Source organism: Prochlorococcus marinus str. MIT 9312 (genome assembly GCF_000012645.1).
In the GTDB taxonomy this organism is placed as follows: Bacteria; Cyanobacteriota; Cyanobacteriia; order PCC-6307; family Cyanobiaceae; genus Prochlorococcus_A; species Prochlorococcus_A marinus_L.
The window spans coordinates 203,313-218,684 of record NC_007577.1 but is presented as its reverse complement, the minus strand read 5'-3'; the positions used below and the strand labels follow the sequence as shown (position 1 = coordinate 218,684).

General features: G+C 33.5%; 16 protein-coding genes. 8 read left to right on the top strand and 8 right to left on the bottom strand.

The features are described 5' to 3' along the window. Positions 1–24 precede the first annotated feature (24 nt). Positions 25–1,107 (bottom strand): photosystem II q(b) protein, encoded by a 1,083-nt coding sequence (psbA, locus tag PMT9312_RS01135; RefSeq protein ID WP_011375791.1) that lies wholly within the window; start codon positions 1,105–1,107, stop codon positions 25–27. Positions 1,108–1,293: 186 nt separating this feature from the next. Between psbA and PMT9312_RS10015 the strand changes: the two genes are divergently transcribed. After that, positions 1,294–1,422, top strand: a complete 129-nt coding sequence (locus tag PMT9312_RS10015) for a hypothetical protein (protein WP_263891018.1) — start codon at positions 1,294–1,296, stop codon at positions 1,420–1,422. 109 nt (positions 1,423–1,531) lie between these two features. Here the strand turns inward: PMT9312_RS10015 and PMT9312_RS01130 are convergent, their stop codons facing one another. Beyond that, complete coding sequence (locus PMT9312_RS01130) at positions 1,532–2,437, bottom strand: aspartoacylase (RefSeq protein ID WP_011375790.1); 906 nt, start codon at positions 2,435–2,437, stop codon at positions 1,532–1,534. Between the two features lie 23 nt (positions 2,438–2,460). Between PMT9312_RS01130 and PMT9312_RS01125 the strand changes: the two genes are divergently transcribed. Beyond that, positions 2,461–3,405 (top strand): glutathione S-transferase, encoded by a 945-nt coding sequence (locus tag PMT9312_RS01125; RefSeq protein WP_011375789.1) that lies wholly within the window; start codon positions 2,461–2,463, stop codon positions 3,403–3,405. A 123-nt stretch (positions 3,406–3,528) separates the two neighbouring features. Then, positions 3,529–3,747: a CP12 domain-containing protein gene (locus PMT9312_RS01120; RefSeq protein ID WP_011375788.1), complete on the top strand. Its 219-nt coding sequence runs from the start codon at positions 3,529–3,531 to the stop codon at positions 3,745–3,747. A gap of 72 nt (positions 3,748–3,819) precedes the next feature. Here the strand turns inward: PMT9312_RS01120 and PMT9312_RS09960 are convergent, their stop codons facing one another. The 5 genes from PMT9312_RS09960 to hemB all read right to left on the bottom strand — a co-directional run bounded on the left by PMT9312_RS09960 (position 3,820) and on the right by hemB (position 8,988). Next, complete coding sequence (locus PMT9312_RS09960; RefSeq protein ID WP_011375787.1) at positions 3,820–4,002, bottom strand: hypothetical protein; 183 nt, start codon at positions 4,000–4,002, stop codon at positions 3,820–3,822. 85 nt (positions 4,003–4,087) lie between these two features. Next, on the bottom strand, positions 4,088–5,071 hold the full coding sequence (gene obgE, locus PMT9312_RS01110) for a GTPase ObgE (protein ID WP_011375786.1): 984 nt from the start codon (positions 5,069–5,071) through the stop codon (positions 4,088–4,090). A gap of 39 nt (positions 5,072–5,110) precedes the next feature. Next, the gene (locus PMT9312_RS01105) at positions 5,111–7,522 is read right to left on the bottom strand and encodes an endonuclease MutS2 (RefSeq protein WP_011375785.1); all 2,412 of its coding nucleotides are present in this window, start codon (positions 7,520–7,522) and stop codon (positions 5,111–5,113) included. Positions 7,523–7,536: 14 nt separating this feature from the next. After that, positions 7,537–7,923, bottom strand: a complete 387-nt coding sequence (locus tag PMT9312_RS01100) for a VOC family protein (protein ID WP_011375784.1) — start codon at positions 7,921–7,923, stop codon at positions 7,537–7,539. A 63-nt stretch (positions 7,924–7,986) separates the two neighbouring features. Then, entirely contained in the window at positions 7,987–8,988 is a 1,002-nt protein-coding gene (gene hemB, locus PMT9312_RS01095) for a porphobilinogen synthase (RefSeq protein WP_011375783.1), read from the bottom strand. Between the two features lie 224 nt (positions 8,989–9,212). Here hemB and PMT9312_RS01090 point away from each other — a divergent pair, with 224 nt between their 5' ends. Genes PMT9312_RS01090 through PMT9312_RS01080 form a run of 3 tightly spaced genes read left to right on the top strand, consistent with a single transcriptional unit; the run spans position 9,213 to position 12,154 of the window. Then, a complete protein-coding gene (locus PMT9312_RS01090) occupies positions 9,213–10,865 on the top strand; it encodes a SulP family inorganic anion transporter (protein WP_011375782.1) in 1,653 nt (550 codons plus the stop codon). Between the two features lie 6 nt (positions 10,866–10,871). Further along, positions 10,872–11,870: a sodium-dependent bicarbonate transport family permease gene (locus PMT9312_RS01085; RefSeq protein ID WP_011375781.1), complete on the top strand. Its 999-nt coding sequence runs from the start codon at positions 10,872–10,874 to the stop codon at positions 11,868–11,870. A 2-nt stretch (positions 11,871–11,872) separates the two neighbouring features. After that, a complete protein-coding gene (locus tag PMT9312_RS01080) occupies positions 11,873–12,154 on the top strand; it encodes a P-II family nitrogen regulator (RefSeq protein ID WP_011375780.1) in 282 nt (93 codons plus the stop codon). 23 nt (positions 12,155–12,177) lie between these two features. Here PMT9312_RS01080 and PMT9312_RS01075 read toward each other — a convergent pair whose 3' ends face one another. Then, on the bottom strand, positions 12,178–13,134 hold the full coding sequence (locus tag PMT9312_RS01075; RefSeq protein WP_011375779.1) for an NAD(P)/FAD-dependent oxidoreductase: 957 nt from the start codon (positions 13,132–13,134) through the stop codon (positions 12,178–12,180). Positions 13,135–13,387: 253 nt separating this feature from the next. Between PMT9312_RS01075 and PMT9312_RS01070 the strand changes: the two genes are divergently transcribed. Further along, the gene (locus tag PMT9312_RS01070) at positions 13,388–13,702 is read left to right on the top strand and encodes a hypothetical protein (protein WP_011375778.1); all 315 of its coding nucleotides are present in this window, start codon (positions 13,388–13,390) and stop codon (positions 13,700–13,702) included. Then, entirely contained in the window at positions 13,702–15,369 is a 1,668-nt protein-coding gene (locus PMT9312_RS01065) for an ABC1 kinase family protein (protein WP_011375777.1), read from the top strand. The genes PMT9312_RS01070 and PMT9312_RS01065 overlap by 1 nt, the downstream gene beginning before the upstream one ends. The last annotated feature ends 3 nt before the right edge of the window (positions 15,370–15,372 follow it).

Here is a 15,372-nt window from a genome sequence, read left to right as displayed (position 1 = left end):
CTTGTAAAATTAAGAACTTTAATCTTAACCGATAGCTGGAGCTGAAAGAGCTACTGTTGTAGACTCAGCTGCTGCTAGATCAAGTGGGAAGTTGTGAGCGTTACGCTCGTGCATTACTTCCATACCTAGGTTTGCTCTGTTAAGAACGTCACCCCATGTAGGAACAATCTTACCGTTTGCATCAACAACTGACTGGTTGAAGTTGAAACCGTTAAGGTTGAATGCCATTGTGCAGATACCCATTGAAGTTAACCATACACAAACAACTGGGAATACAGCTAGGAAGAAGTGAAGACTTCTGCTGTTGTTGAAACTTGCATATTGGAAGATCAAACGACCGAAGTAGCCATGAGCTGCAACGATGTTATATGTTTCTTCTTCTTGTCCGAACTTGTAACCATAGTTCTGAGACTCTGTCTCAGTTGTTTCTCTGATTAGAGATGAAGTAACAAGTGAACCGTGCATAGCTGAGAATAGAGATCCTCCGAACATACCAGCAACACCAGCCATGTGGAATGGGTGCATAAGAATGTTGTGCTCTGCCTGGAAAACAAACATGAAGTTGAATGTTCCAGAGATACCTAAAGGCATTCCGTCAGAGAATGAACCTTGACCGAATGGATATACAAGAAATACTGCGAAAGCTGCTGAAACTGGTGCAGAGTATGCAACACAGATCCAAGGACGCATACCTAAACGGTATGAAAGCTCCCACTGTCTTCCCATGTATGCTGAGATACCGATTAGGAAGTGGAAAATTACAAGCTGGTAAGGACCACCGTTGTATAACCACTCATCTACAGTAGCTGCTTCCCAAATTGGGTAGAAGTGTAGACCAATAGCGTTGGATGAAGGAACAACTGCACCTGAGATGATGTTGTTTCCATATAGGAATGAACCAGCAACTGGCTCTCTAATTCCGTCGATGTCTACTGGTGGTGCTGCGATGAATGCAACGATGAAGCAAGCCGCTGCTGCAAGTAGGCATGGGATCATTAAGACGCCGAACCAACCAACATAAATTCTGTTGTTAGTTGATGTTACCCACTCACAAAACTGTGGCCAACCCTTTAACAGCGAAGAACGCTGCTGCTGAATAGTTGTCATGAGTTCGTAAAGTATGTCTCTAAAGTGAGACGTGTAAATAAAACGGAAATTAATTCCGCTTCGAAATTCTAGACCAAAATCGCTAAAAATGTGTAAATTATTTTTCTTTACGTAAACTTATTTTTGCGAATTAGAAAGGAAAGAACCTTTATGTCTTAATATTTTCTTTATTATTAAGGATTTAATTTGGTAATAATCGAATGGCTTCTTAACGGAAAAAGATCAAAAGAGGTAGTTTCCTTAAAAGAGGCTAAGTACAGAAGATTGCAATTAGAGGGTTTTGGAGCTGTTGTTTACTGGAGCGAAAGGATTTAGGTTTAAAAGTTAGCAAAAAAAAGCATGAGCATTAAATATTAAATAAACTTATCTATTAAATAAAAAATCCTTATTAGCTATCAGCAGTTTATTGTTTTGGTTTTTAAATTTAAAGTCTGTGAAACTCTTGAACCCATTCATTTTTGGAACAAATCACTTCTTTATTTGTATAGCTCATCGCAATTTGTTTTTCTTTGTAAGCAACTTCGCCAATAAAAACAGGCCAAATAAACTGGTCTCCATCATATTTATAAATAATCCCTTGGCTATTAAGAAATAATGGATCTCCTTTTTTAATCATTTTCCAATCTCTGTTTATTCTCTTTGGATGAATTAAGCCATCAATATCTCCTTTTTCATCTCTTGGATAATCTACACTCCCTTGATGAACGTGAACGACCAAATCCTTTGGTAGTTCTATAAGGTTTTTTTTCAATTTATCTATCTCGTCCCTTAAAGAGCTAATTATTATTAAAAATCTATTTATGATTTTTGGATCATAAAAATTTTGTGCGACAGCTCCTATTTCAATAACTAAGCCACATGGCCAAGCTTCTACAAGAAACCCTGTTTGGGATTTATCTTTTTCGTGTAAATAAATAGGCAATCCAAATTTATTCTGGAGTAATGCAGCTAAACAAAAATCTTTAAATCTCCTCCCATACATAACAATACTTGTTCCCATATTTGCAGTAGTAGTATGCAAATCGATAGCAATTTGACAGGGTTTAGAACCATTAATTCCAAATTGATCTACTAAAAAATTAGCTCTACTAATTTCATAAAAACTATTCTCGTTTTGATCATAATTCTTACTTTTTTTAAAAGATCTATTTAAATCTGCATCTATATATCTACAGCCTTTTTCATAGGCAATAGGATTACCTATGATGTACTCATACTCAATCCCATGTTTTAAACTATTCTCATTTCTATTAAATTGCTTAACAGCCCAAATAGGATTAATTTCATTCCCATGAGTGCCTGCAACGATAAGTATTCTTTGAACAGTCATTTTTTCTTTAAAAATAAAATCTTATGCAAAATAAATACCTAATCAAGGCCTCCAAGAAATTTTGGTTTTGGTTTTGGATGCAATTGATGAATGGTTTCGCACCATCAGATATACAAGGTAATTATAAAAGGCCTTTAGGAATAACAATTAATAGTGAATACGATATTAATAATGAAAATGGAGAAATTTGTTTGTTGGTAGGTAATTCTTGTCCTTGGTGTCAAAGAACATTACTCGTCCATAAAATAAAACAACTATCTAAAGAAGTTAAAGTTGTTTTTTTAAAAGCAGATGTTGAGCATGGCGAATGGATTTTCAATAAAAATTTTAAAGGTTGTACAAGGCTTTCTGACCTTTACAAAAAAGCTAATAAAAAAATAATTTTCAGAGCGACATTACCTCTTTTAATTAGTTTTGTAAAAGATAAAGTAAATATAATATCTAATGAAAGTTCTCAAATAATAAGGTTACTTAACTCAATAGAAAGTAAGTCAAAAGACAATATATTGACAATCAAAGACTGTAATCAAAAAATTTTAGATTTAATTCATAACAACATAAATGATGGAGTATATAAGTGCGGATTCGCCAGGAACCAGTCAGCATATGAAAAAGCTAGTAAAAATCTTTTCGCAGCCTTAAACGAGATCGAAGATACAATGAGCCGGAATAAAGGAGATTGGATATTTGGAGAAGAGTTAACTTACGCAGATATTTACCTTTTCCCAACACTCATAAGATGGGAATTGATATATAGCAAACTTTTTAAATGTACTGAACAAGAACTATCTTATTTTGAAGAAATCATTGAATGGAGATTAAAATTTTTTAAAATATCAAATGTAGATAAGACTTGTTTTGACAATGAATGGAAAAAAGATTACTACAAAGCTTTGTTCCCTTTAAACCCAAATCAAATAATCCCAGTATTACCATCACTAAGGGAAATAATTAGATCAGAGTCTTAAAATATAAAAAACAATTAAAAAAAAATGATGTTGTAATGAACACTTATTTTGTTCATAGATAATGCAATTTCATTAGAAATTAACTATGTTATGTATGTCTACTAAAGTACGAAAAAGCTTCAAATGAAATCCATTGACGAACACATCGAAAAAGATCAATCGGAAATCGAATCTGCTAAAGCAGAGGGCAATCTTCCAAAGGTCAGACATCTAACTGAAGAACTAAAAGAACTCGAAGAGTATAAAGATCATCATCCAGAGGATAAACATGATCCAAATGCTTTAGAATTATTTTGTGATGCCAACCCAGATGAACCAAAGTGTCTTGTTTATGATGATTAAGTTTTCTTAATTAATGAATAATCCATAAAAAAAGGGCTCTAAAAAAGCCCTTTTTTTATTTCTTAAATTCTTTTAGTAATCCCGATTAAAATCGGATGGGCTACCTGTCAAGGAACATACCACCGACTCCTCATTTTTCATTTCCTTAACTTCTACAATTGGTCTTCCCATTTTTTTAAGAACCTCAATATCTTGAATGGTTTGGCATCTGGCTATTATTTTTCCTTGTTGATCAAAGCAACTGTAGAAATTCATGTTTAGGTTAAAGAAGTATCTTATTTATGGCTAATTTTCATTATTAAATCAAGTATATTTATTTACAAAAAAAATTTAATTTAATTTAGATCCTTTTCCATACCTCAAAAAGCAGTGAAGATAAACCTTTTTTTAAAGATGAAGAAATTGCTAAAACTTTTTTTTTAGATAATTCTTCTAACTTTTTTGTGATTATTTGCAAATAATCATCATCTACAAGTTCCATTTTATTTAATACTATTATCCTCTCTTTGTCTATAAGACCTTTTCCATATTTTCTTAATTCCTGCTCAATTATCTCAAAATCATGAATAGGATTTTCTGCAATTGAATCAATTAAGTGCACAAGTATCTTCGTTCTTTGAATGTGCCTCAAAAAATCATGACCTAAACCTACTCCATCTGCTGCCCCTGATATTAATCCAGGTATATCGGCAAAAAGACAACCATTTCCATCTACTTTTCTAACTACACCTAAGTTAGGTATTAAAGTTGTGAAAGGATAGTTTGCTATTTTTGGACGAGCAGATGACAGGACGGATATTAAAGTACTTTTCCCTGCATTTGGTAGGCCTATAATCCCGACCTCTGCAAGGAGTTTAAGTTCTAATTGAACCTCCCATATCTCACCATCTTGTCCTTCAGTAAATGATTCTGGGGCTCTATTTTGATTACTTAAATAGTAAGCATTACCATGTCCACCTCTTCCCCCAATGGCAATAGTTAAACTCTCTTTATTTTTAGTTAAGTCTCCTAAAATAATGCCGGTTTTAAAATCCCTTATTTCTGTACCGCAAGGAACTTTAAGGATTGTATCCTCACCTGAAGCACCAGATCTTTTATTAGGACCTCCTTTGCATCCATCTTCAGCAATTATTTCTCTTTTGAATTTAAAATCTAATAATGTTTGAAGATTATTATCAGCCACCAATATTATTGACCCCCCTCTGCCACCATTCCCCCCCGATGGTCCTCCAGCAGGAACGAATTTTTCTCTTCTAAATGAAACTATTCCATTCCCACCTTTTCCAGCTTTAAGAATAATGTTTGCTTGATCAATAAATTGCACTTAATGTAGTTAAACAATGGTTTTTAAATATTTTAAATTTTATTTTATCCACGCAATACTGCAACCAGGTCCACCCTCGTTGAGTGCAGCATCTTCAATCTTATCAACATAATTTAAACCTGATAACCATTTTCTTAAACCTTGTTTTAATTTGCCTGTTCCAATTCCATGAACAATCCATAGCGGTCCATGAAATTTTCTAATTTTCTCCTCAATAATTATTTCGGCTTCGTGAACTCTTAGTCCTCTTACGTCAATTGTATTTTTACTCGTTCTAACTTTAGAAAAAGAAAAATCTTCTCTTGAAGACTTGATCTCAATTTTTGATCTTTTGAAATTAGGCTTTTCCCCATTAATACCTTCAAAGTCATTTACAGATAATATGCTCCTGAATGAACCACATTTAACTTCGTAAAAACCACCTTTTTTATCTAAATCTACAATTTGTCCAGTACTATTTAGACTTTTAATTTTCACAAAATCTCCTACCTTGGGATTCCATGATATTGACTTATCAACTTTTTTTTGGGTTAAATGTTCTGTCTCAATTTCTTTTAATCTTTTTCCAATAATTCTCGTGTCCTCTCCGTTAACATTTTGATCTCTTAATTTTCTAATCAAATCTATTACCTCTTTTTTAGCAGATATAATTTTTTTTGATAATTTATACCTTTCAATTTCCTGAATTTTTTCAGCATTTATTTTTTGATATTCATAATTTCTCTTCAGTTCATCATGTAATATTTCAGTCCTAGCAATAAGTTCTGCAGCGGCTTCTGCAGAATTTTGTTGCTTGATCCTCTCTTCCTCAAGTCCTTTAATAATACTGTTAATATTATCAACTTCTTTTGGCTTTAGATAATTTGCAGCTTCATTTAGTATGCTTTCATTGAGACCAATTCTCTTCGAGATTGACAAAGCATTACTTCTCCCAGGAATGCCCCAGTTAAGTATATATTTTGGCTTCAAAGAATCTTCATCAAAAGCAACTGAAACGTTTTCGAATCTGGAGTCATTATATTTTAATGCCTTAATATCTCCATAATGTGTAGTTGCTAAAGTGATATCAGATTTATTTGCAAATTCTTTTAACAAAGCCATCGCAAGAGCGCTACCTTCAAGAGGATCTGTACCAGATCCAATTTCATCTAACAAAACAACTGATAATCCTCTCCTATTATCAAGTGATTCTAAAATCTCTTTTATGCGGGATATATGCCCACTGAAGGTAGATAAATTTTCTTCTAATGATTGATTATCTCCTATATCAACATATATATTTGGACAAAACGGGATAATTGGATTATTAGTTGAAGGTATCAATAATCCTGCTCTAGCCATTAATAACGACAAACCCAAACCTTTTAAAGCTGCCGTTTTCCCCCCAGTATTTGGACCTGTAATAGCCACAACCTTAATATTTCTATTTATTTGAAAATCAACAGCCACTGGGGGAGGGGAACCTTTTTTCTTATTTTCCCAAATCAATAACGGATGAGAAAAACCAATTAAGGAAATAATGGGATTTTCCTCAAAAATAGGAGTTTTGCCTCCAATCCATTTCGAATATCTTGAACGGGTTAAAGCATTTTCTAATCTTAATAAAATAGATGCCATTGCAATGAGATTTTCTGAATTATCACTAATAACTTGAGACCATTTCTGAAGTAATTTAAATTCTTCTGCTGCGATCCTTGCCTCTAAAGACGCGATCTTATTACCTTTAGTGACTACGCTATCAGGTTCAAAATATACCGTATTTCCTGAAGATGAAGAGTCATGAATTATGCCCTTGAATTTATCAATATAATTAACCTTTACTGCTAAAACAGGTCTACCATATCTATCTCCAATAATAGTATCTTGCAAATAAGCTAGATTCTTTTGAATAAATTTATCAACTAATATTTTTCTTTCCAGTTTCTTAGATAATAATTCTTTTCTGAGAATAGATAATTTACTACTAGCATCATCTGAAATCCTTCCATTAGATTCGATACCATTTTTTAAAATCGTTTCGATATTATGATGGTCAATTAAATTTTTTGTAAATGATGAAATAAAAGGCCTTTTTTCAAAATCTAATAAGATTTTTTTTAAATTTCTTGCCGCAGAAATTGTTATTGCAATTTCTAACAATTCAGAAGATAAAATTACACCTCCTTTTGAGCAAATCTCAATATTTCTACTAATGTCACAAACACCAGAAAAACTAATTGATTTTTCTAAATTATTTTCTAGCTCAGTTATTTCAACTGTTTCATTCAAAAGTCTTTTAGCAACTTCGTATTCTGAAGGAATTTTAAAACTTAAAATTGCTCGTTTACCCATTTCTGTAGAGGCAAATGAGGATAAATGCGTTTTTATTGAATCCCACTCTAAAAGGCTTATAGATTCATCTTCTAAGGTGTTCTCTGAATATGATTTTTTAGAAAAACTTTTCTCTTGCATACAAAAAAAAAGAATCAAACATTCGATTGAATCCCTTCAGGAGGAACATAAAGCATCTCGAGCCAGTTCCCTTCAGTATCTTTCATATAAAAAGATGCTGTTCCGTCTCTATGTTCATGTAAAGGGCCAACTTTTACACCAGAATTTTTTAAATCATTTTGAATATTTACCACTTCTTTTTTATTTTCAAAATGAAAAGCAAAGTGCGGTCCTGCAGCTTTATAGCTAGGGGCTAGCAATGCAATTCCATCTTTCCCTTTACCGGCTTCCAAATAAGACCAATCTTTATCATCCCAAACCAAATTCATACCCAATTTAATATAAAAAGATTTGGCCCTTTCGAGATTCTCTACTCTAAGTGCGATGTGACCAATCCTATTTACTCCTTGTGAAAACTTCAAAACAAAGCAGTGAATTTATTATTAATCTAAGAATAAACCAAATTTTTGTTAATTAATGAGTTTTTAAGTATCCTGCAACCATTGAGATGCATCACAAGCATGATAAGTGAGTATTAATTTTGCTCCTGCTCTTTTAAAACTAAGCAACGTTTCTAAAACAATATCTTTTTCATTAATCCAGTTCTTCATAGCAGCAGACTTGACCATGGAATACTCCCCACTAACGTTATATGCAGCTATGGGTTTATTTGAAAAAGTGCTTAGTCTATAAACAATATCCAAATATGCAATTCCTGGTTTTACCATTAAAATATCAGCTCCTTCATACTGATCTAATGCAGATTCAATTAAAGCCTCTTTTGAATTGGCGGGATCCATTTGATATGTAGACTTATTATCTGGAATTATTTTTTTACTATTTTCTCTAGGAGCCGAATCTAAAGCAGTTCTAAATGGACCATAATAAGCAGATGAATATTTTGCTGTATAACTAATAATACCTATATCACTAAATCCTTGACTATCAAGAGCAGTTCTTATTGCTCCAACTCTCCCATCCATCATGTCACTAGGGCCAATAAAATCTGCTCCAGCTCTAGCTTGTGTTAAGGCTTGTTTTGTTAAAACTTCGATTGTTTCATCATTCAATATTTTTCCAGTTTCATCAACTAATCCATCATGTCCATCACACGAGTATGGGTCCAAGGCAACATCTGTCATTATTGCCATTTCTGGAATCTCTTTTTTTAATATTCGAATAGCTTTAGGTATTAAACCGTCTTCATTAAAACACTCTGATCCATCTTCAGTCTTTAAGCTATCGTTTATTTTTGGGAAAAGGACCACACACCTTATTCCTAATTCCCATGCCCTAGTAACCTCCTTTATTAAGCCATTCATATCCCATCTAAAAGTTCCCGGCATTGCCGAAATTTCCTCTTTAAAATCTTTTTCATGAATAAATAATGGATATATAAAGTCCGAAGCCTTTAGATGGTTTTCTCTTACCATTTCTCTAATTGCCTCAGTCCTTCTTAATCTTCTTGGGCGAATAATCGAATTCATTTGAATATTTTTTAAGTTGAAAAATATTTATCTAATACATTAGTCGCTTGCCTCGCACATAAATCAATCAGAGACTCCTTTTGTTGAGGAAAATTAACTTAATTATCCTAAATTGAAGAGAGTAAAAAGTTAAAAAATATTTTGCAGAAACTTAATTTCTTACAAATTTACATCATAAAGAGATAATATCTTTTAGTTAAGTATTTATTTTAAGGAGAGTACCTTTGCAAATAATTAATGGATTTCATCTAAAGAATGTAAGAGGCGATATTCTTGGAGGGATCACAGCCGCAGTGGTGGCTTTACCTCTCGCTCTCGCCTTTGGTAATGCTGCGTTAGGACCTGGGGGAGCAATTTATGGACTATATGGGGCGGTAGTAGTTGGGTTTTTAGCAGCATTATTCGGAGGAACACCTGCTCAAGTTAGTGGGCCTACCGGTCCCATGAGTGTAACTGTTGCTGGTGTAGTAGCAGGCTTAGCAGCAGTAGGAGTCCCAAGAGATCTATCTGCAGGACAAATTTTACCTTTAGTGATGGCAGCGGTAGTAATTGGTGGGTTATTGCAAATATTATTTGGGATTCTAAAACTAGGTAAATACATTACTTTAGTTCCATATTCTGTTGTTTCAGGATTTATGTCTGGTATTGGAGTAATAATCATTGCACTTCAGATTGGGCCGTTACTAGGAATTAGCACTCGTGGTGGAGTAGTCGAATCTTTATCTACTGTTTTTTCAAATTTCCAGCCCAACGGGGCTGCTATTGGAGTAGCGATAATGACACTAGGTATAGTATTTCTAACTCCTAGAAAAATAAGTCAATGGGTTCCTTCTCCTCTCTTGGCCCTATTAATAGTAACTCCAATATCAATATTGATTTTTGGAGATGGGGCTATTGATAGAATTGGAGAAATTCCAAGAGGAGTTCCATCTTTAAATTTTCCAAGTTTTAATCAATATTTTCCAATTATTTTCAAGGCAGGATTAGTCCTCGCAGTACTTGGCGCAATTGACTCTTTACTGACATCTCTAGTAGCAGACAATATCTCTCAAACAAAACATAATTCTGATAGAGAACTGATTGGTCAAGGAATAGGAAATGCTGTTGCAGGTCTGTTTTCAGGTTTACCTGGAGCAGGAGCAACAATGAGAACAGTTATAAATGTTAAATCTGGAGGCTCAACTCCCATTTCTGGTATGGTTCACTCAGTTGTGTTGTTGATAGTTTTAGTTGGTGCAGGGCCTTTAGCTGAGCAAATACCCACTGCTTTGCTAGCAGGAATTCTTATCAAAGTAGGTCTAGATATTATTGATTGGGGATTCTTAAGGAGGGCTCACAAATTATCTTTAAAAACTTCAGTAGTAATGTACGGCGTACTTCTAATGACTGTTTTTTGGGATTTAATTTGGGCAGTTTTAGTCGGTGTATTCATAGCAAATATGCTCACTATTGATTCAATCACCGAAACTCAACTAGAAGGCATGGATGAGGATAATCCTTTATCAAAAGATGATCAAGCTAAAAATGCATTACCTGCTGATGAGAAAGCACTACTAGATAGATGTTCAGGAGAAGTAATGCTATTTAGACTAAAAGGGCCACTTAGTTTTGGAGCAGCTAAAGGTATATCTGAGAGAATGATGCTTGTAAGAAACTACAAGATTTTGATATTAGATATTACTGATGTACCAAGACTTGGAGTGACAGCGACTCTCGCAATAGAGGATATGATGCAAGAAGCAAAAAATAATTCCAGAAAAGCATTTGTTGCTGGGGCCAATCAAAAAGTAAAGGATAGATTAGCTAAGTTTGGAGTTGAAGGCATCATTGAAACAAGGAAAGAAGCATTAGAAACCGCTCTAAATGAACTTGGCTAGTAATTTATGGAAATAAATACAATTCTGCAAAATGTATTAGCCCCCCCAGTTCTTTTCTTTTTGATTGGAGCAATATCAGTACTGTTTAAATCTGATTTGGAAATTCCAGCTCCATTACCTAAACTCTTTTCCTTATATCTGCTCTTAGCTATTGGTTTTAAAGGAGGTATAGAGATTCAGAAAAGTGGGTTTACTGATCAAGTATTGCCGACTCTAAGTGCTGCAATACTAATGTCGCTAATAATTCCGCTGATTGGATTTTTAATTTTAAGATTTAAGTTTGATGTCTTTAATTCAGCAGCAATAGCAGCAGCATACGGTTCAATTAGTGCTGTTACATTTATTTCCGCAGAAAGTTTCTTAGAAAGTCAAAAAATAGCTTTTGATGGGTTTATGGTTGGCGCCTTAGCTTTAATGGAATCTCCGGCAATAATTGTTGGATTATTACTTGTAAAATTTGCAGCTCCCAAAAATAGACCAAAATCAAGAAAAATGCATTTAAGCGCAATATTACATGAATCATTTTTGAATGGATCAGTGTATTTATTGCTTTCAAGCTTAATTGTGGGATTTCTGACTGCTTCCAGTAATCCCTCAGGGATTACAAAAATGGAGCCATTTACTGGACAATTATTCTATGGTGCAGAATGCTTCTTCTTGTTAGATATGGGAATAGTAGCTGCTCAAAGATTACCGAGACTGAAAAATGCAGGTTCTTTCTTGATTGGCTTTGCAATTTTCATGCCTCTATTTAATGCATTCATAGGAGTTTTGGTTGCAAGATTTTTATCTTTAGAACCTGGCAACGCACTTTTATTTGTGGTTTTATGTGCAAGCGCCTCATATTTAGCAGTTCCTGCAGCTATGAGGATGACAGTTCCAGAAGCTAAATCTAGTTATTATATTTCAACAACATTAGGTTTAACTTTCCCATTTAATATAGTTCTTGGCATTCCCATATATATGAGTTTAGTAAATACCATTATCCCACTTTCTCCTTTATAAAGATGAAAAGATTAGACTTAATATTTAGTGAAAGAGAACTAGATGCAATCATTAAAACATTAGAAAAAGCTAATGTTCCTGGATATACAGTTATGAAACACGCCACAGGTAGGGGGCCTGAAAGAGTGGTCACTGAAGATATGGAATTTACAGGCTTAGGTGCAAATGCTCATGTAATTGTTTTTTGTGAGCAAGAATTAATAGATAAAATGAGAGATAACATTAGGGAAGATTTAAGCTATTACGGCGGAGTCGCTTATATTTCTGAAGCAACACCCCTCTAAATTAAAGAAGTAATATTTATTTTTTAAGAATGAATCCAATCAACTCTTATATTTTTTCTACTATTCAAATATCTATCAATTGACATTGCGGCAATACATCCATCTGAAGCTGCAACAACGGCTTGCTTAAATGGTGTATTTCTTATATCTCCAATAGCCCATACTCCATCAGAGTTTGTAGACATAAAGTCATCCACAATAACTCCTCCGTCATCTTTTAAAGCAATTTGATCCCCTAAAAAATCAGTAATTGGCTTTGAACCACTCATGTAGACAAAGACTCCATCTAAATTTAAATTAATAGGATTTTCTTCTTGCTTATTTTTTACAATAACCCCATTTACCCCCATATCATCACCCAATATTTCCAATAATCTCGTTCTACTCCAATGCTTTATATTTGAATTATCAATCAATTCCATAGCTTCTTCATTATCTGATTTAGGATCACTTGATGTAATCCAATGTACAGTAGAAGCAAATTTAGTAAGAACAGTTGCCTCTTCAATTGCCTCCTTGTTCACTCCAACAACGGCAACTTCTCTATTTTTATAAAAAGCTCCATCACATGTAGCACAATAACTTACTCCTTTGCCAAGAAAATCAGCTTCACCCTTAAATGATGCAGGCCTACCCATAGCTCCACTTGCAAGAACAAGTGCTTTGGCCTTGAAGGTGCCCTCAGGCGTAAAAACCGTTTTCCATTCTCCACTAGCGTCTATTCCAAACACTTGTGCTCTTCTGTAGTCTGTACCGTATTGCACAGCCTGTTCTCTCATTAAAGTAAGTAATTTCTCTCCACTTATATCAACTGGCACGCCTGGATAATTAGCTATCTGATGAGTTATTGCTAAGGCGCCAACAGATGGATTTTTATCTAAAATTACCGTCTTTAAGTTTGAACGAGATGTATAAAGTGCGCAAGTACATCCTGCCGGACCTCCTCCGATAATAACTACATCTGACTCGATGATTTCCAATTTAATAAAACTCCTTTTATTAGTTAATTAGATGAGTTTTTGGTTAGAAGATATCTTTAATGTTAAAACCTAACCTTTATATAGATATAAGTTAAAAGAAAAAATAGAAAAAAGCATAATATAGAAACAATCTTACATAGGATATATAAAAAAAATTAATTATCAAAATGATCAATTACGTGAAATGTTCTTTATTGATCTATTATTAGTTAATGTCGAGTAAATTAATTGCAATAGAAACATTATATTTTTCATGACCAACTCTGATTACCTTCTAAAAGCTGCAATTAAAAAAGTAACCGAAAAATTCAACGAGATATTGGTTGGGAAAATTGAAGAAGCAACAAATATTGCTCAGGATGCTCCGGAAATCCTCAAAAAAGAATTTGATAGTTTAAAGGATTCCATCATCGAAGAAGCCTCAAGAATGGAGAAAGCAGAGAATGTTCAAGAAAATAAAACCACAAATACTTATCAAAATTCGAAAATAAAAAAAGCTTTAAATGAAATAGAAGGTATCAATAAGCAAATTGATCTATTTAATAAAACAATAAATAATCAAATTTAATGAGTTATCACATTCTTCATTATCGTTTAAAAAAATTGAAGAGAGGCTTTCTTATTTGGATAACCCTTATTTCGCTATTAATAAATTTGTGGCTAGATAATATTAGATTTACAATTTTCCAAACTAAGAGCAATAAAAAAAGTAGGGTCCAAATTAAACGAGCTAAGTGTTTTACTAATCAATTAATTAAGCTTGGTTCAGCATTTATTAAAATTGGACAATTACTATCAGCGAGACCTGATTTAATTCCTAATACCTGGATACAGGAATTAGCTAAATTACAGGATCAAGTTCCTAATTTTTCATTTGAACAAGTTGAAGAAACTATCAGAGAAGAAATAGGATCAAAATTTAATGAAATAGATTTTATAATAACTGATCCTGTTGGATCAGCATCACTAGCTCAGGTTCATAGGGCGACTTTAAAAGATGGTAAGAATGTAGTATTTAAAGTTCAAAGACCCAATTTAAAAGAATTGTTTGTTATCGATTTAGGTATAATGCAGCAAATAGCAGGATTATTGCAGAAAAATAAGAATTGGAGTCGAGGTAGAAACTGGATTGAGATTGCTAAAGAGTGTAGGAAAGTTCTTATGAAGGAGCTTGATTTTAAGTGTGAAGCGCAATATGCAGCAAGATTTAGACAGCAATTTCTTGATGATGAAAATGTTGAAATTCCTGAAGTAATTTGGGATATGAGTAGCGAAAAAGTGCTTTGTTTAAGTTATCTAGAGGGAACAAAAATAAGCGATTTAGAAAAATTAGAATCCCAAAAAATTGATTTGCCAAAAATTGCAGAAATAGGTGCCATCAGCTACTTAAAACAATTAGTAAATTACGGTTTTTTTCATGCAGACCCTCATCCAGGGAATCTAGCAGTTTCAAATACAGGTAAATTGATTTTTTATGATTTTGGCATGATGGGGAATATCTCCAATAACCTTCAAACAAGATTAGGGGGGATGGTTAAGGCTGCAGCTTTAAGAGATGCCTCATCACTTGTAAGTCAATTACAACAAGCTGGTCTAATTTCAAAAGATATTGATATCGGGCCAGTAAGAAGATTAGTTAGATTAATGCTTAAAGAAGCCTTAACTCCTCCATTTAGTTCAAATATTATTGAAAAATTATCTGGAGATTTATACGAACTTGTTTATGAAACACCATTTCAACTGCCTGTGGATCTAATCTTTGTAATGAGAGCTTTATCAACTTTTGAAGGAGTTGGTAGAATGCTTGACCCAGGGTTTAACCTTGTATCAGTTACCAAGCCTTATTTAATAGAACTTATGACTTCTAATAATCAAACTCCTAACGATTTAATTAACCAATTTGGAAGGCAAGTAGGTGAACTAGGATCCAAAGCTGTAGGAATTCCCAAAAGAATAGATGAAAGTTTAGAAAGATTAGAGCAGGGAGATTTACAATTGCAAATAAGAATGGGGGAGTCTGATAGACAATTCAAAAAAATGTTTACCGCTCAAAAAACTTTAGGCCATTCAATTCTTATAGGAAGCTTATCAATTGCATCCGCTTTACTTGTAACTAATAAACAAAATAATTTTGCATTGTTACCATTATTTTTTGCAGTACCAATAAGTATTGATTGGATAAAATGCCAATTAATTATGAGTAAAGGCTCACGTTTAGAAAAACTTAAGCGCTAGAAA